This window comes from Streptomyces sp. SN-593 (genome assembly GCF_016756395.1).
Classification (GTDB): domain Bacteria; phylum Actinomycetota; class Actinomycetes; order Streptomycetales; family Streptomycetaceae; genus Actinacidiphila; species Actinacidiphila reveromycinica.
The window spans coordinates 7,462,382-7,479,033 of sequence record NZ_AP018365.1; the positions used below are offsets into that span (position 1 = coordinate 7,462,382).

General features: G+C 73.7%; 14 protein-coding genes. 5 read left to right on the forward strand and 9 right to left on the reverse strand.

Features of this window, described 5'->3' with window-relative positions; translation table 11 throughout:
• Nucleotides 1-75: 75 nt before the first annotated feature.
• On the reverse strand, nucleotides 76-2,082 hold the full coding sequence (locus RVR_RS31755) for a caspase, EACC1-associated type (RefSeq protein ID WP_202237329.1): 2,007 nt from the start codon (nucleotides 2,080-2,082) through the stop codon (nucleotides 76-78).
• Nucleotides 2,072-2,416: an effector-associated constant component EACC1 gene (locus RVR_RS31760; protein ID WP_202237330.1), complete on the reverse strand. Its 345-nt coding sequence runs from the start codon at nucleotides 2,414-2,416 to the stop codon at nucleotides 2,072-2,074. Before RVR_RS31760 ends, RVR_RS31755 begins: the two co-directional genes overlap by 11 nt.
• A 590-nt stretch (nucleotides 2,417-3,006) precedes the next feature.
• Here RVR_RS31760 and RVR_RS31765 point away from each other — a divergent pair.
• Entirely contained in the window at nucleotides 3,007-3,168 is a 162-nt protein-coding gene (locus RVR_RS31765; RefSeq protein WP_202237331.1) for a hypothetical protein, read from the forward strand.
• Between the two features lie 509 nt (nucleotides 3,169-3,677).
• Here RVR_RS31765 and RVR_RS31770 read toward each other — a convergent pair.
• The gene (locus RVR_RS31770; protein ID WP_202237332.1) at nucleotides 3,678-4,406 is read right to left on the reverse strand and encodes a TetR/AcrR family transcriptional regulator; all 729 of its coding nucleotides are present in this window, start codon (nucleotides 4,404-4,406) and stop codon (nucleotides 3,678-3,680) included.
• Nucleotides 4,407-4,463: 57 nt separating this feature from the next.
• Here RVR_RS31770 and RVR_RS31775 point away from each other — a divergent pair, with 57 nt between their 5' ends.
• From RVR_RS31775 to RVR_RS31790, 4 genes are all read left to right on the forward strand, one after another.
• Nucleotides 4,464-5,627, forward strand: coding sequence for an LLM class flavin-dependent oxidoreductase (locus tag RVR_RS31775; protein WP_202237333.1), 1,164 nt, complete (start codon nucleotides 4,464-4,466; stop codon nucleotides 5,625-5,627).
• Entirely contained in the window at nucleotides 5,624-6,613 is a 990-nt protein-coding gene (locus tag RVR_RS31780; RefSeq protein ID WP_202237334.1) for a sulfurtransferase, read from the forward strand. The genes RVR_RS31775 and RVR_RS31780 overlap by 4 nt, the downstream gene beginning before the upstream one ends.
• On the forward strand, nucleotides 6,610-7,500 hold the full coding sequence (locus tag RVR_RS31785; protein ID WP_202237335.1) for an LLM class flavin-dependent oxidoreductase: 891 nt from the start codon (nucleotides 6,610-6,612) through the stop codon (nucleotides 7,498-7,500). The genes RVR_RS31780 and RVR_RS31785 overlap by 4 nt, the downstream gene beginning before the upstream one ends.
• Before the next feature lie 180 nt (nucleotides 7,501-7,680).
• Nucleotides 7,681-9,093 (forward strand): MFS transporter, encoded by a 1,413-nt coding sequence (locus RVR_RS31790; protein ID WP_202237336.1) that lies wholly within the window; start codon nucleotides 7,681-7,683, stop codon nucleotides 9,091-9,093.
• Nucleotides 9,094-9,352: 259 nt separating this feature from the next.
• On the opposite strand, the gene RVR_RS31795 is transcribed toward RVR_RS31790, so the two are convergent.
• From RVR_RS31795 to RVR_RS31815, 6 genes are all read right to left on the reverse strand, one after another.
• On the reverse strand, nucleotides 9,353-11,191 hold the full coding sequence (locus RVR_RS31795) for a dipeptide ABC transporter ATP-binding protein (RefSeq protein WP_202237337.1): 1,839 nt from the start codon (nucleotides 11,189-11,191) through the stop codon (nucleotides 9,353-9,355).
• Nucleotides 11,188-12,069 carry an ABC transporter permease gene (locus RVR_RS31800; RefSeq protein WP_202237338.1) on the reverse strand — a complete coding sequence of 294 codons (882 nt, stop codon included), beginning with the start codon at nucleotides 12,067-12,069 and terminating at the stop codon, nucleotides 11,188-11,190. Before RVR_RS31800 ends, RVR_RS31795 begins: the two co-directional genes overlap by 4 nt.
• On the reverse strand, nucleotides 12,066-13,016 hold the full coding sequence (locus RVR_RS31805; protein ID WP_237405080.1) for an ABC transporter permease: 951 nt from the start codon (nucleotides 13,014-13,016) through the stop codon (nucleotides 12,066-12,068). The genes RVR_RS31800 and RVR_RS31805 overlap by 4 nt, the downstream gene beginning before the upstream one ends.
• Nucleotide 13,017: 1 nt before the next feature.
• Entirely contained in the window at nucleotides 13,018-14,673 is a 1,656-nt protein-coding gene (locus tag RVR_RS38120; RefSeq protein WP_237405081.1) for an ABC transporter substrate-binding protein, read from the reverse strand.
• Between the two features lie 168 nt (nucleotides 14,674-14,841).
• The gene (locus tag RVR_RS31810) at nucleotides 14,842-15,747 is read right to left on the reverse strand and encodes an LLM class flavin-dependent oxidoreductase (RefSeq protein ID WP_202237340.1); all 906 of its coding nucleotides are present in this window, start codon (nucleotides 15,745-15,747) and stop codon (nucleotides 14,842-14,844) included.
• A 144-nt stretch (nucleotides 15,748-15,891) separates the two neighbouring features.
• Nucleotides 15,892-16,569 (reverse strand): antibiotic biosynthesis monooxygenase family protein, encoded by a 678-nt coding sequence (locus RVR_RS31815; protein ID WP_202237341.1) that lies wholly within the window; start codon nucleotides 16,567-16,569, stop codon nucleotides 15,892-15,894.
• Nucleotides 16,570-16,652: the final 83 nt, after the last annotated feature.

Genomic DNA, 16,652 nt, shown 5'->3' on the forward strand with positions numbered 1-16,652 from the left:
ACAACCACATCGTCGTGGCACCGCGCTCCGCGAAACTCGGGGCAGCTCAGACTGCTGGCCGCGAGGCGCGCTGGTTCAGCCGTTGAGCCGCCACAACTGCACCGTGCCGTCGCCGCAGGCGCCTGCCATGAGGCGGCCGCTGCGGGCGATGGCTACAGATGAAACGTCGTTATGGTAGCCGTCGAGGGGTTGTCCGATGCGGACGATACGAGCCGGATCTGCGGTGTTCCACAGGAAGATCCGCCGGTCGTTGCCGCCGCTGGCGAGCGTCCTGCCGTCAGGGCTGTACGCGAGCGACCACACGGTGTCGTGATGCCCCGTCAGGGGCTTGCCGACGCGTACGGGCCGGCTGGGGTCGGTGATGTTCCACAGCAGGATGGTGCCGTCGTCACTGCCGGCGGCGAGTGTCCTACCGTCGGGAGCGAACGCCAGCGACGGGACGTAGCGGTGATGGCCGAGGAGGGCCTTGGGCAACTGCACAGGGCGGGCGGGGGCGCTGACGTCCCACAGCAGGACGTCGCCGTTGTCGCAGCCGGCGGCGAGCACCCTGCCATCGGGGCCGAGCGCCACAGCGCCCGTCGAGCCCCGGGAGGTAGTGAGCGGGGCGCCGAGCTGCCGTGCCCGAGCGGGGTCGGCGACGTCCCAAAGCCGGACCGTGCCGTCGTCGCCGCCGGAGGCCAGCATCCCACCGGCGGGACTGTACGCCACCGACCACACGGCGCCGCGATGCCCCGTCAGGGGCCGGCCCACAACGGCGGCCCGCGTGGGGTCGGCGGTGCCCCACAGGCGGACGGTCGCGTCGTCGCCCGCACTGGCCAGCATTGTTCCGTCAGGGCTGTACGCGATCGACTCGACACTGCCTTCATGACCGGAGAGCGACGCGACGGTGGCCACGCCGCGAGCAGGGTCGGTGACGTCCCAAAGGTGAATCATGGCGTCGTTGCCGCCGCTGGCCAGCGTCCTGCCGTCCGTGTCGAAGGCGACGGATGTGACGAAGGAATCGCCGCTGAGGGGCGCCGCCAAGGGCGCCGCGCCGCGCACGACAAAGGGCCTCGCGTCGTGCACGGCAGAGGCAGCCGGCGTGGTGGATGACGCCGTGGGTGCCCCGCCTCGGGTCGGACCGGGCTGAGGTCGATGCGAGTCGGACGGGGAGAGTGCGGTGGCACGCGGTCGATCCCCGCTCAGCCAGATCCCGCCCAGGCTGAAAAGGAGGGCCGACGCCGAGGCCATCAAGACGGTGCGCCTGCTGTTGTGCGGCGCGGGTGCGCGCATCGCGTCGTGGGCCAGGGGGTCGCGGGCCGGTGGGTCGGCAGGCACGGTGTCGCGGGCCGGTGGGTGGGCGGACGCGGCTGCGTTGCGGGCGAAGGGGAAGCGGTGTGCGCCGCGGATACCGCTTTCGACCGGCTCGGGCCGGTTGGCGCGCAGCAGCCTGAGCCGCAGGTCGAGGAAGATCTGGTCCAAGCGCAGCGTGGGGCCAAGGCCAGGGATCCCGGCCTCGACCACTGATACGAACGCATCGGTGAAGAAGGTCATGGAGCCGTCCAGTGGGGACTTGGCCCTCCTGTTCGCCGCGCTGGCACCGATGGCATACAAGCCGTCGACCGGGTACGCCTCGGACAGCGACACCGACTGGAAGCGGAAGTGGGATCGGGTGCTGAGTTCCGCGTGGCAGCAGTCCAGGATGACCAGTTTCGTGGCGGCGGGGCAGCCCCGCATGATGCTCGCCAGGTTCTCGTAGAGCATCGCGGTGTGCGGCAGTGCCTCCGGGTGTGGGTCGGTCCGGGCGAGCATCAAGGCTAAGCGGCCGTCGCTGGTCGGGGCGCCGTGTCCGACGAAGTAGACCAGCAGCACGTCCTCCACGTCGCGGACGGCGGCGACAGCCGCGACGGCCAGCTCGGACGGTGTACCCACCTCGGCCAGGCAGGTCACGCGGTCGGCCGGCCAACCGCACAGGTCGCCGGTCAGCAACTTGTCCATCGCCGCCAGGCTCTTGGGGACCCCCGGAAGGTCGGGGACGTCCGGGTGGCCGTAAGCGGCATTGCCGATCAGCAGGGCGCGCGACCGGGACAGGTCACGATCCATCAAGCAGCTCCTCCAGGAGCGGCAGCGCGTCTTCGACCGTGTCGGCTGTGATCTCCAGTGTTGCGGTGCCCTGCCGGACCGTCAGGGAGAAACCCGGGCGCCTGGCCTCCACCAGGTTCCGCACGATGTCCAGGAGGACCGCGACCGCACCGCCGGATGCGCACGACACCGTCAACAGGTCGACGACCGAGCCCTGGTCCCCAGGCTCGAAGTGGGGAGGCGCCACGGCGGTCTTGATGCCGTGGACGCCCCGCAGCGCTCCATACAGGGCACCGAAGGTCTCGGGCGTGTGTGTCGACAACTCGACCGTCGTCGCCAGCGCGGGGTCTGCCATAGTGCCATCCTCATGCGTAAGTGTCCCGGCCCAGAACAATCAGCCCGACCGGTTCGCCGCGCCATCCCACAGGCCACCGCCGATCAAGCGGCATGCCGATGCCGGAGGGGAATTGTTTCAGAGAGACGGACAGAACCTCGCTTCTACCTGTTTTTCCGTTCTCGTCCCTGATTTTCTGGTATTGGCGATCGGGCGAGGCGGCGTGGGAGTCGGCGTAGGCGGCTGTTCAACGGTTCGGTTCCTCCACGGACGGAAGCACAGGAGGCGAACACGGTCGGCCGCGCCCTGGCCGGGCGCCTCGCCGTGCCGTCCCACTTCGCCAGCCCTGACGAGCCCGACCTCGACACCCCCGCTGGAGAACCACCTCGTGAGCAACCCCGTCGGCCGGCCCGACAGCCCCACCGCCGCGCCCGCCGCGACGACCCAGGAAGCTTCCGACCCAAGGACCACGGAATAGCGCAGGGTCAGAACACCGCCTCTTTGGCTTCGGCACCGGCACCGGTACCGGCACCATCGAGTGGACCACCGCCGACGGCTTCGTCGCCGACAGCACCGTCGACCTGCACTTCGACCACAACGTCGGCCCGCTGGTGGCCATCTCCGGCACGGTCACCGACGGCCCGTTCGCCGGGCACGCCTTCGCCTCGACCTTCACCACCGACCTGTTCGGCGGCGCCGGCAAGTGCACGATCCGCGCACCCTTCGGCGGCGTCACCGAAGCCAACTTCGACGGCCAGTTCACCATCAACTAGCCACACCGCCCGCTCCGGAGAGCCGCGGCGGGTGACGGGTAGCCGTCACCCGCCGGGATGACCCCGTGCACCCGCTCGCGTGGCACATGCGCTCCGCACGGCGCGCCCACCACCGCGGTAGGACCAGAGCCATGCGCTCCACGATCCGCACCGCCATGGCCGGCCTGCTCGCCGCCGCCCTCACCACAACCGCCCCCGCCCACGCCGCCACCTCCAACGGAGGGGACAGCGTCACCCTCCACCAAGCCGTAGAACACCTGGCCGTCGCACCGGAGGACCGCACCGGCGCAACCGCGAAACGTCCTTCGGCGGCTGGATCGGACGAAGCGCCGGTACCGCCCGTCCCGGGCCGTCGCCCCGTCTCCGCCGCGCGCCCCGTCGGAGCCCGGAGCCCGGAGCCCGCGACACACGGAGCCCGCGACACACGGCGCCGCACCGCCGTGGCAACCGGCACCGTACCGCCGCCATACCCGCCGTACAGCCCCCTCGCGGGGGCGGCGTCGCGGCGGTCAGGCGGGGGGCTCGGTGGCGTAGCCGTGGAGGAAGGCGTCGACGCCGCGGGCGACGCAGTCGCGGACCTCGGCCGGACCGAGCTGCGGACTGCCGTGCGGGCGGATGGTGATCTCCGAGGTCACCAGCGCGATGAAGTGCACGGTGGCGCGCGCGGGGTCGGGGATGCGCAGCAGCCCGCCGTCCGCGAGCCGTTCGAGCCGTCGGGCGACCTCCCGCTGCACGCGCTGCGGCCCCGCCTGCTGCCAGGCGTCGATCACCGCGGCGGGGAAGTGCTGCACCTCCGCCTTGATCTGCCGGATCATCGCGAAGTGCTCAGGGAACTGGGTCCGTTGGCCGACGAACGCGTGGCCGAGCGCGAGCAGGTCCGCCCGCGGGTCGGTGCCGGTCACCTGCTTGCCGACCGTCGCGACGAAGGCGTCCGCGACCTGGCCGGCGCTGTCGTGGACCACGTCGGAGAAGAGCTGGTCCTTGCCCTCGAAGTGGTTGTAGATGGTGCGCGTGGACACGCCCGCCTCCGCGGCGATGGCCTCGATGCTGGTGCGGCTGTAGCCCTCCCGGCCGAACACGGTCCGGGCGCCCTGGGTGATGGCGTCGCGCTTCCCCGCCCGCCCGCCGGTGCGGGCGGGGCCGGGGCGTTCCGGTGCCGCCTTGGCGGCAGGGGCCGTCGGTGAGGTACTCAGGGGAAGCCTCCGATACGGGTTGTCGTCCGTTGCCCAATTTACCATGCACGTTGTACTTTACTTTGAGGGCCTTCCATCCACCCGCCTCAAGGACCGTGACACATGGACATCGGGACCATCACTTTCGGCACCCTACTCAGCGACCCCTTCACCGGGCACCGTGTCTCCCAGGCCGAACGCCTGGAGGAGGTGGTGCGCAGCGCGGTGCTGGCCGAGCGGCTGGGGTTCTCCTGGTTCACCGTGGGCGAGCACCACTTCGGCGAACGCGACGTCATCTCGGCGCCCCCGGTGGTCCTCGCGGCGATAGCCGCCCGCACCTCCGCCATCACCCTGGCCACCGGCACCACGCTGGTCGCCAACCGCGACCCGGTGCTGGTCGCCGAGGACTACGCGACGCTCGACCTGCTGTCCGGCGGGCGGCTCCAGCTGATCGCGGGCGCCTCCTTCTTCCCCGATCCCTACGCCGTCTTCGCGCAGCCGCCGGAGAGCAAGGCGGACCGCAAGCGGGAGAACCTCGAACTCCTGCTGCGCCTGTGGTCGCGGGACGAGCACGAGGTGACCTGGGAGGGGGCCTTCCGCCCGCCGCTCGACCACGTGCGGGTGCAGCCCCGGCCTTACCAGGAACGGCCCCCGGTCTGGGTGAGCGGCGGCTCCCGCCCGGAGTCGGTGCACCTGGCGGTCGAGACCGGGTTGCCGATGGTCTTCGGGACCACCGCGCGCCCACCGCGCACGCACGTCCCGATGTTCGACCTCTACCGGGAGCTGTGGGCGCGCGCCGGCCGCCCGGCCGGGCAGGCGCGGACCGGCGCCGCCAGCCACGTCTTCGTCGCCGACACCACCGCCCGGGCCCGCGAGCAGTGGCGCGAGTACTACGGCAACTACTTCCGGGGCGCGAAACTGCCCGCCGGAGCCCGCCCGTTCGCCTTCGACTTCGACGACCTGGTCGGGCCGGGGTCGGCGATCTGCGGCAGCCCGGCCGAGGTGGTCGACAAGCTCGGCCGGCTGCACGAACTGTGGGGCCACGACCTGCACCTGCTGTCCATCGACATCGGCGGTATCCCGCACGGTGAGGTGGCGCGTGCCATGGAACTGGTCGCGTCCGACGTGATCCCGCAGGTCGCGAGCCTCGGCGCCGACCGCCCCACGGGTGGCACGGTGGGCGGCCGCCCCTCGGCCCCGGCCACCGCCACCCCGGCCGGCCGGGCCACCCCGGCCGTCCCGACCGCCGCCGCTGCTCCGGTCGAGCCGGTCGGGGGCAAGGCATGAGCGCGGCGCGGGGCCCGGCCGCGGAGCAGATACCCCCCGTGGTCTCCGCGGCCTGGGTACGCGAACGCGCGGCCTCCCCCGGAGACGGAGTCCCCGCCCCGGACGCGGAACCGGTGCTCGCCGACGTGCGCTGGTACCTCGACGGCCGGTCCGGCCACGACGCCTACCTCGCCGGGCACCTCCCCGGCGCCGTCTGGGTGGACATCGACACCGACCTGTCCGGACCGCCCACGCCGGACGGTGGCCGCCATCCGCTGCTGCCGCCCGAGGAGTTCGCCGCGCGGCTCGGCCGCCTGGGCATCGCCGACGACAGCGTGGTCGTGGCCTACGACGACCAGGGCGGCGGGTTCGCCGCCCGCCTGGTCTGGCTGCTGCGCCGCACCGGCCACCGCGCCGCGCTGCTGGACGGCGGCCTCGCGGCCTGGCTCACCCCCCTGGAGACCGGCCCGGTGCGGCGTCAGCCCGTGGAGCGCCGGGTGGCGCCGTGGCCGGACCACCTGCTGCGGGACGCCGACGAGACAGCGGCGGCGGGGTTGTCGCCGCGGGCCCTGGTGCTGGACTCCCGCGCGGTCACCCGCTATTCGGGCGTGGACCAGCACGCCGGGGAGACCCGCGCCGGCCACCTGCCCGGCGCCCTCAGCGCCCCCTGGCAGGACAACCTCACCGCGGACGGCAGGTTCCGCCCGCCCGGCGAACTGCGCACCCGGTTCGTGGAACTGGGCCTCGCGGGCGCCGAGGACGTGGTGTTCCACTGCGGATCGGGCGTCACCGCCTGCCACAACCTGCTGGCCGTCGAGCTGGCCGGACTGCCGGACGCCGCCCTCTTCCCCGGCTCCTGGTCGGCGTGGTCGGCCGACCCGGACCGCCCGGTGGTGCGCGGCCGGCAGCCCTTCGGTTCCAGCGGGCCCGAGGCCGCACACCGGGCCGGTTCCGCTGCCGGCTGGCCCGGGGCCGGCGGCAGCGCCACGGAAGGGGCGCCGCGGTGAGCGGGACCAGTGGACCGCGGCTCGGCTTCGGGGTCTTCGCCCACTACCGCGGGCCCGACCCCGGCGTGCTGGCGGCCGAGGCGCGCGACGCCGAGCGGCTGGGCTTCGACCTGTTCGCGCTCAGCGACCACCTGCACGGCGACCGCGGCACCTGGGAGCCGTGGACCGCGCTGAGCTTCCTGGCCGCGGCGACCGAGCGGATCACGCTGGCCACCGACGTGCTCGGGCTGCCCTACCGCGCGCCCGCCGTGCTGGCGAAGATGGCCGAGACCCTCGACCGGCTCTCGCGCGGACGCCTGGTGCTGGGGCTGGGAAACGGCGGCTACGAGGCGGAGTTCGCCGCGTTCGGCCTGAGCACGCGCACACCTGGCGAGAAGGTCGAGGCCCTCGACGAGGCCGTGCGGATCGTCAGGTCCCTGTGGCAGCGGCCCTCGACGACTTTCGAGGGCCGGCACTTCTCGGTCCACGACGCGCGCATCGAACCGCGGCCCGCGCACCCCATCCCGGTGTGGCTGGGCACCTACGGCCCGCGCGCCCTGGCCGTCACCGGGCGCCTGGCGGACGGCTGGCTGCCGTCCCTGCAACGCATGGGCCTGGACGAGGCGGTGGAGCGGCGGGAGAAGGTGCGCTCCGCGGCCGCCGCGGCCGGCCGCGACCCGGACACGATCACGTGCGCCTGCAACGTGCAGGTGCGGCTGGACGGCCGTCCCGACGCCGGCGGACGCGTCCTCGCGGGCTCCTCCCAGGAGGTGGCGGAGCAGTTGGCCGCGGTGGTGCGCGCGGGCTTCACCTTCCCGCTGCTGTTCGGTCTGGACCACGCCGAGACCCGGGAGCGCTTCGCGACCGAGGTGATCCCGCTGGTGCGCGGCGAGTTCGCCCGGACCTGACACCGGTTCGCCCGGACCTGACGGCCCGTACGGCACCCCGCCGGGACGCCACCGGGACCGGCGTCGGCAGGGCGCCGCGGCAGCGCGGCCTGCGACGGCACCGGCACCTGCACGCCCCCGGCCCCGCCCCCGGCCCGCGAGACCCGACGCACGTCCCGGATCTGACAAGGGAGATCACGCATGGCACGCAAATGGTGGACGCTCGTGGCCGTGGTGGCCGGGGTGTTCATGCTCGTCCTCGACATCACCATCGTGAACGTGGCGCTACCGGACATCAGCGACGACTTCCACTCGTCGCTGTCCGACCTCCAGTGGGTCATCGACGCCTACGCCCTGGCGCTGGCGGCCGGCCTGCTGACCGGGGGCTCGCTCGCCGACCTGTGGGGCCGGCGGCGGCTCTACGCCGCGGGCACCGCGGTCTTCACGATCGGGTCGCTGCTGTGCGGACTGGCCACCGGTCCGCTCTTCCTGGCGCTGGCCCGGGCCGGGCAGGGCATCGGCGGCGCGGTGGTGTGGGCGACCTCGCTGGCCCTGCTCAGCCAGGCGTTCCAGGGCCGTGAACGCGGCCTGGCCTTCGGGATCTACGGCGGCATCCTCGGCATCGCGGTCGCCGTCGGCCCGGTGCTGGGCGGCGCCCTCACCAGCGGGCTGAGCTGGCACTGGATCTTCTGGGTGAACGTGCCGATCGGCGTGGCCGTCGTCGCGATCACCCTTCTGAAGCTGGAGGAGTCCCGCAACCCGTCGGCCGCCCGGCCCGACTGGGCCGGGTTCGCCGCGTTCAGCGCCGGCCTGACACTGCTGCTGTACGGCCTGATCAGCGCCTCCGACGGCTGGTCGCAGGCCAAGGTGTGGGGCACGCTCGGCGGGGCGGCGGTGCTGCTCGCCGGCTTCCTCCTGCTGGAGCGGCGCGCGGTGCACCCGATGCTGGACCTCACGCTGTTCCGCAAACCCACCTTCAACGGGGGTCTGGTGGCCGCCTTCGGCCTCAACGCCTCGATCTACGCGCTGATCACCTACCTCGTGCTCTACCTCCAGCAGGACCTGCACTACTCGCCCGCCCAAGCCGGACTGCGGCTCCTGGCCCTGACCGGAGCGATGTTCGTGGCGTCCACCACCGCGGGCCGGCTGAGCGCCGCGGTGCCGGTGCGGCTGATGATCAGCGCCGGGTTCGTGGCCATCGCCGTCGGCATCGTGCTCATGACCGGGGTGACGGAGTCCTCGACCTGGACGCATCTGCTGGCAGGGATGATCGTCTCCGGCCTGGGCGCGGGCATGGTCACGGTGCCGCTGGCCTCCACCGCGGTCGGGGTGGTGGCCCCGGCCCAGGCCGGTGTGGCGTCGGGGGTGAACGCCACCGCCCGGCAGGTGGGCCTGGCCACCGCGATCGCGGTGCTCGGCACCGTCTTCACCACCCGCAGCGCCCACCACGGCTTCGCGGGCGGGCTCAACCTCATCCTGTGGATCGGCGCGGTCGTGGCCGCCGTCTCGGCGGTGCTCAGCGCGCTGCTGATCCGCCAGAAGGACTTCGTGCCGCCGCCCGCGCGGCCGGCGCCCGCCGGAGCCGAGGCGCAGCCGGAGGCGGCCGGCGCCTGACCGGCGCCACACGGGCCGCACCGGGGCCGGCCGGGGACGCGACCGGCACCGACGGAGGCCCGACGGAGGCCCGACCGGGAGCCGCAGGGCCCGGCCGGGCACTCCGACGGCGCCGGCGCCCCGGACCCGGAGGGACGCGAAAAAGGGCCCTGGGCCACGGAGTTCGTCCGTGGCCCAGGGCCCTTCGGGATGTCCGGCGGCGCAGCCGCTGCCGCGCCGCCGGACCGGATCAGACGGGACCGGATCAGATGGGACCGGATCAGACGGGACCGGTGCGGCGCAGCGGCGCCACCGGCCGTGCCGGTACCAGCGCGGCGGCCGACAGCAGCGTGCGCGTGTAGGGGTGCGACGGTTCGGCGAAGACATCCTCCACCGGACCGGTCTCCACCACCCGGCCGTCCTTCATGACCACCACCCGGTCGCTGACGTGCCGCACCACCGCGAGGTCGTGCGAGATGAACAGCAGGGCCACACCCGTCTCCTGACGGATGTCGGCGAGCAGGTCGAGGATCTGCGCCTGCACCGACACGTCCAGCGCCGAGACCGGTTCGTCGCAGACCACGACGTCCGGCGCGGTGGCCAGCGCGCGGGCGATGGCCACCCGCTGGCGCTGCCCACCGGACAGTTCGGCCGGCCGGCGCCGCAGCACCGACGCCGGGAGCCCCACCCGGTCCAGCAACTCCGCGGTCCGGGAACGGCGTTCGGCTCGGCCGCGCACCCCGGCCCGGGCCACCGCCTCACCCACCACCCGCTCCACGCCGTAGCGCGGGTCGAACGAGCCCAACGGGTCCTGCTGGACGGTCTGGACCCGCGGGCGCAGGGCACGGCGCAGCCGCTCCGGCACCCCGCTCCAGGGGCGGCCCTCGAACCGCACCTGGCCGGCGTCGGGGGCCAGCAGGCCCAGCGCGATCCTCGCCACCGTGGTCTTGCCCGACCCCGACTCGCCGACCACGCCGACGGCCTCACCCGCGCCCAGGCGCAGCGAGACGTCCCGCACCGCCTGGTGCACCGAGCCGTCCGGACCGCGGAAGCCCTTGGAGACCGCGTCGACCTCCAGCAGGGCAGGGGCCCCGGCGGCCGCCGCGGGCGGTTCGCGGTCGCGCACGGCCGCCGGCGCCATCACGGCCGCCGGCGCCCGCACCGGCGGCGCCACCGGGACCGCGGCGTCCAGCGGATGGTGGCAGACCGCGGTGTCGGGACCGGTGGCCGCCGGCAGTGTGACGAGGCACGCGTCGTCGGCGGCCGCGCACCGGTGCGCGTACGGGCAGCCGTCCGGCCCGGCGTGCGGCCGCGGCGGCGCGGGCACCGACAGCCGGGTGCCCTTGGCGTGCAGCGACGGCACCGCGTCCAGCAGCGCGCGCGTGTAGGGGTGGCGCGGGCGTTCCAGCACGCGCCGGCCGGTGCCCGTCTCCACGATCCGCCCGCCGTACATCACCGCGACGCGGTCGGCGAGCCGCGCCACCACGGACAGGTCGTGGCTGATCAGCAGCAGCGCGGTGCCCTCGCGGCGCAGCCGGTCGAGCAGGTCCAGGATCTGCGCCTGCACGGACACGTCGAGGGCGGTGGTCGGCTCGTCGGCGATCAGGAGGTCGGGGCCGGCGGCCAGGGCGGAGGCGATCAGGGCCCGTTGCCGCAGGCCGCCCGACAACTGGTGGGGATACTGCGCGGCACGCCGCTCCGGCTCGGGCACCCCGACGTCGGCCAGCAGTTCCCGCACCCGCTCGGCGCGGCGCGGGCGGGGCACCACGCCGTGCACGCGCAGCGGTTCGGCGACCTCCGCCCCCACGGTGCGCAGCGGGTCCAGCGAGGACAGCGCGTCCTGGAGGACCAGGCCGACCCGCCGCCCGCGCAGCGCCCGCCACTGCGGTTCGCGCAGGGAGGTGAGGTCGCGGCCGTCGAACGCCAGCGTGCCGGCCCGCACCCGCGCGCCGGCTCCGGCGAGTCCGACGAGCGCGCGGGCGGTCACGCTCTTGCCCGACCCCGACTCGCCCACCACGGCCAGGCACTCGCCGGCGTCGAGGGTGAAGGAGACGTCGCGCACGGCGCGCAGAGCCCCGAAGGACACATGGAGTCCGTCAACGGTGAGCAGCGGTGTCATCGGCCGGTCCTCCGGGTGAAGCGGGCCTGGGCCTGACGGCCCACGACGTTGACCACCAGCGCGGTCAGGGTGATGGCCGCGCCCGGGAAGACGCCCAGCCACCAGGCGGTCTGGAGGAAGTCGCGGCCCTGGTCGAGCATCGCGCCCCACTCCGCGGTCGGCGGCTGCGGGCCGAGACCCAGGAAGCTCAGACCGGAGGCGGCGATCAGCGACGAGCCGAAGCCGACCGTGGCCAGCACCAGCAGCGGGCCGAGCGCGTTGGGCACGACGTGCCGCAGGACCAGTACGGGGCGGGACAGGCCGAGCGTGGTGGCGGCCTCGACGTATCCGGAGCGCCGCACGACCAGCGTCTCGGCGCGGACGATCCGCGCGTAGCCGGGGGCGAACGCGGCGGCGATGGCGAGGGCTACGTTCACGGTGCCGCTGCCGAGGACCGCGACGGCCAGCAGTGCGAGCAGGATCGGCGGCAGCGCCAGCAGCACGTCGGCCAGCCGCATCAGCGCCTGGTCGGCCAGGCGCCCGCCGAGCCCGGCGGCCAGCCCCAGGGCGGCGCCGGCCAGCACCGACATCGCGGTGGCGCCTGCCCCGAGCAGCAGTGACAGCCGGGTGCCGTAGACGACGCGGGTGTACAGGTCACGGCCGAGCTGGTCGGTGCCGAACCAGTGGCCGGACCCCGGCGGGCGCAGCGCCAGGAGCGGGTCGGTGGCGTTGGGCGCGGCCGAGGTGAACAGGCCGGGCGCCGCGGCGGCCAGCACCAGCAGGGCGAGGAAGAGCAGCGCGGGCAGGAGCAGCAGGGCACGGGCGCTGGGCCGCCGCGCGGGGGCCACGGTCCCGGTGGGCGTCTTCGGCGCGGTCTGCGAGGCGGGCGGTGCGGTCATGGTGTCACCTGGTCCGTCCTGAGGCGGGGGTCGATGACCAGGTAGAGCAGGTCCACCAGGGTCGAGAGCACGACGAACACCAGCGCCGACAGCAGCACCAGGCCGATGACCAGGGGCATGTCCTTGTTGGTGGTCGCCTGGAGGATGAGGGCGCCGATGCCGGGCCGGCCGAAGACCGTCTCCACCAGGACCGCGCCGCCCAGCAGCGACCCGGCCAGCCAGCCGGTGAGCGTGACCAGCGGCAGCGCCGCGTGCCGCGCCGCGTGCCGCAGCCGCACCGCGGTGCCGCTCAGGCCCCGGGAGCGGGCGGTGACGGCGAACGGCTCGTGCAGTGCGGTCTCCAGCCCCTCGCGCAGCACCTGGGCCAGGACCCCGGTCATCGGCAGGGCCAAGGTCAGCGCGGGCAGCACCAGCGCGGTGCCGTCCTGCGCCCCCGCGACGGGGAACAGCTGCCAGTGGAAGGAGAACGCGGTCAGCAGCAGGATGCCGGTCCAGTACGACGGGCTGGAGACGGTGAGCAGTTCCAGCAGCGACGACGCGCCGCGCAGCAGCCGCCGGCGCCCGGCGGTGGCGACCGCGGTCAGCAGCGCCAGCAGCAGGGCCACCGCCAGGGCGGACAGGGCCAGTTGGACGGTGGGGGCGAGCTGGTCGGCGATCAGCGAGCCGACCGGCCGCTGCACCTGGTAGGACTCCCCGAGGTCGCCGCGCAGCAGGTGGCCGAGGTAGTGCAGGTACTGCCGCCAGACCGGTTCGCCCAGGCCGTACTGGGCGCGGATGCGTGCGCGGACCTCGGGCGAGGCGGAGCTGAAGGGTCCCAGCATGGTGGTCACCGGGTCGCCCGGGATCAGCTGGAGGGCCGCGAACGCGACCGTGGCGGCGCCCAGGAGCACCGCCACGGCCGCCGCCACCCGTCGGGCGACCGCCCGGAGCAGGTGTGTCGCCTTCACGTCACTTCCCGAGCCAGGCGTCGTGGAACTCCAGCCAGGTGTTGGCGTCGGCGGTGATGCCGTGCACGTGGGTGGAGGCGCCGTACACCGAGGAGACGACGTACATCGGCACCACGAGCGAGAGGTCGAGGGCGCGCTTCTGGACCTGGGTGTAGTACTTGGCGCGGGTGGCCGGGTCCAGCGAGGTCTGGCCCTGCTCGGTCCAGAGGTCGAGGTCGGGGTCCTTGACGAACGTGCCGTTGGCGCCGCCCTTGGCGGGGGTCTCGGCGCTGTTGAAGTACAGCCGCAGCACGTCCGGGTCGGCACGGGCCCAGCTGTAGTCGGAGATGTCGTCCTTGCCGCCGAAGAGCTGCTTGACGAAGGTGCCGACATCCTGCCGGGGCCGCTCCACCTGGATGCCGAGCTTCTTGAGGTCGGCCTGTACCGCCTGGCCGAGGATGTCGTGCTGCTGGCTGACGAGGTTCTGCGGCATCAGCGGCCACACCAGCGAGAGCCGCTTGCCGTCCTTGGTGCGGTAGCCGGAGGAGTCGCGCCCGGTCCAGCCCGCCTGATCCAGCAGCTTCGCCGCCAGCGCCGGGTCGTAAGGCCAGGTCCCGGTGAGCGAGGAGTCGTAGCCGACGGTCGCGGGCGACAGCGGGCTCCAGGCGCGCTGGTAGGCACCGAAGTAGACGCTCTTGACGTCGGCGTCCACGTTGATCCCGCGCTGGACGGCCTCGCGCACGCGCTGGTCGGTGAACGGCCCGCGGGAGGCGTTGAGCACCAGGTTGTAGACGCCGCCGGGTGCCTGCTTGGAGATCACGGTGAGACCGGAGCCGGGCGTGAGGGTCTTGACGTCCGTCGGGGGGACGGACTTGGCGACCTGGACCTGCCCGCTGCGCAGCGCGCCGACCCGCACCGAGTCCTGGCTGAGGAAGCGGTAGGTGAGCTTGTCGAGGTAGGCCGGACCCTGGTGGGCGTCGGTGGCCGGGGCCCAGGAGTACTTCGGGTTCCGGGTCAGGACCGCGCTCTGCCCCTTGGTGTAGGAGGAGAAGACGAAGGGTCCGGTGCCCACGTCGGCGGGGCCGCCCGCGCCGAGCTTGGAGCCGTACTTCGCGATCGCGGCGGGCGAGTAGAAGCCGAGGTAGGGGGTGCTGGCCGCCTGGAGGAAGGGGGCGAACGCCTTGGTGAAGGAGACCTGGACGGTGTACGGGTCGACGACCTTCGTGTCAGCGTACGGGCCGAGCAGGCCGGCGGCGTACTGCGACTTCGTGGCCGGGTCGACGATGCGGTCGAAGTTGGTCTTCACCGCCTGGGCGTTGAACGGGGTGCCGTCGGTGAAGGTGACGTCCTTGCGCAGGTGGAAGGTGTAGGTGCGCAGGTCCTTCGACACGCTCCAGGACGACGCGAGCCAGGCGTGGAACTGCCCCTTGTCGTCCTGGTAGACGAGGGAGTCGAAGACGTTGCGCTGGATCGACCCGGTGATGTCCTGCTGGCTGACGTCGATGTCCCAGGAGACCGGTTCGGTGTCCACCGCGTAGGTGAGGGACCCGCCGGAGACGGGTGTGTCGGAGGAGGAGGTGCCGCCGCCCGACCCCGATCCGGAGCCGCAGGCCGCGGCGAGGAGGACGGCCACGGTGGCGGCGACGAGGGGGACGGGTCTGCGGCTGAGGCGGGACATGCGGGTCTCCCGGAGGTACCTGGTGGGTGCGTGAGGACGGCCGGACCGCGGGGCGCGGCCCGGCCGTCGGGGTGTGCCGGTGGTGCGGTGGTGCGGTTGCGGTGGGCGGGGATGGCTTGGTGCGGGTGGTGCGGGTGGATGCCGTACGACGGGGCCGCCGCCGGGCGGTCAGCCCTTGGCGACGTTCTCGCGGACGGCGGGCACGACGTCCTCCGCCCACCGTCCGAGCGCCACGTCGAGGGGGCCGCCGCCGGTGGCGAAGTGGACGAAGCCGGCGGCCCGGTGGTCGAGCACCGCGCCGGTGAGCTCCTCCACCCACTGCCCCACCGAACCGCCGATCCAGCGGCCGTCGCCGTCGCGGGTCCGGCCCAGGGGCGTGTCGGTGATGCGGCCGGGCAGGTTGAAGACGGTCACGACGTCGGACGGATCGCGGCCGGCCTCCTCGGCGGCCCGGTCGACCAGGGGGCGGGAGGCGAGATACCGCTCGCTCACCCAGTCGGAGGCGTGGCCGGGGATCCAGCCGTCCGCGAGCCGGCCGGTGACCGCGAGGGAGCGCTCGCCGAGCGACCCGGTCCAGATCCGCGGCGCGGGCACGTCGGCGGGCTCGATGTCGCGGATGTCGCTGAACTCCCCGTGGAAGGTGACGGGTTCGCCGCCGCCGGACAGCGCGCGGACCAGGGTGATCGCCTCCTCCAGCGCCCGCACGGCCTGGCCGGGGCCGAGCCGCGGCCGGCCGAACCGCTCGATCTCGTCCCAGAACCCGCCGGCGCCGATGCCGAGCACGATCCGGCCGCCGGACAGCGCCGACAGCGAGGTGACCGCGCGGGCGAGCACCGGCGCCGGACGGCTGGGCAGGTTGGTCACGTTCGCCAGCCCGGCGATGCCGGACGTGGCCCCGAGCACGAAGCCCAGCGTGGAGTAGGCGTCCAGCCGCTGCCCGTAGTACGGATGGTCCGAGGTGGAGAACAGGTCGAGGCCGGAGCGGTCGGCCCGGACACCGAGCCGGACGATCTCGGCGGCGCGGGCGGTCTCGGTCCCGGGAGCGAATCCGAACAACGTGGTGCGCTGCGTCATCGACGCGCACTCCTTTCGTGGAAGGGCGGTGGAACGGCCCCCGCGGTGAACGGTCCCGCGGTGGAACGGCCGTGCGGGGCAGGGGCTTTGCGGTGGGGCAGGGGACCGGTCGGCCGCGGGCGGACCGGCGGGACGGCCGGGAGGTCAGCCGGTCGCGGACCTGCTGTGCACGACGGTGTACGTGTTCGCGTCCCGCGCGGTCACCAGCGAGCGGACGTGCTCCCGGCCGCGCCGCACGCTCGCCGGGCGGTTCTCCTCCGGCAGCCGGTGGAAGGCGTCGTACGCCTCCTTGCTGTCCCACTGCGCGTAGTTGACGACGGTCTCGCCGTCCAGTCCGCGCAGGATCGTGTGGGAGCGGTGCCCGCGGTGGGTGAGCACCCACTCCTCGGGCTGGGCGAGGGTGTCGACCAGGTCCTTCTGGTCGACCGGGTCCACGTCGAAGACGACGATCACCGTGTAGGCGTCGTCCTCGGCGGAGACCTCCACCCTCTCCAGGTCCGGATGCAGCCGGGAGGCGACCACCTCGGTCTGCAACAGGCGGATGGAGGTGGCGAGTTCGTTGAACAGCGGCACCGTGTGGTGCTGGAAGCCCTCGCCGGCGTACCGGGCCTTGAGATCCTCCAGGCTGCGCCACTGGATGTAGTTGGCGGTGCCGTGGGCGTCCTGCCCGCTGTGCAGGGTGGAGGAGATCCACCCGGGGTAGTCGGCGTTGTCGATGATGTCCCGCATCACGTCGAGCAGCCGGTCCTGGCCCTGCCGGGTCTCGGTGCGGAAGAGGTTGAGCACGGTCAGGTAGCCGTCGTCGGGTGAGAGGAAGGGCATGGCGGTCTCCCGGGAAGGGGTGGGCGGGGTACGGCGGTGGCCGGCAGGAGCGGCCTCGACGCCGTGCTGGCGGAGAGGGGGAC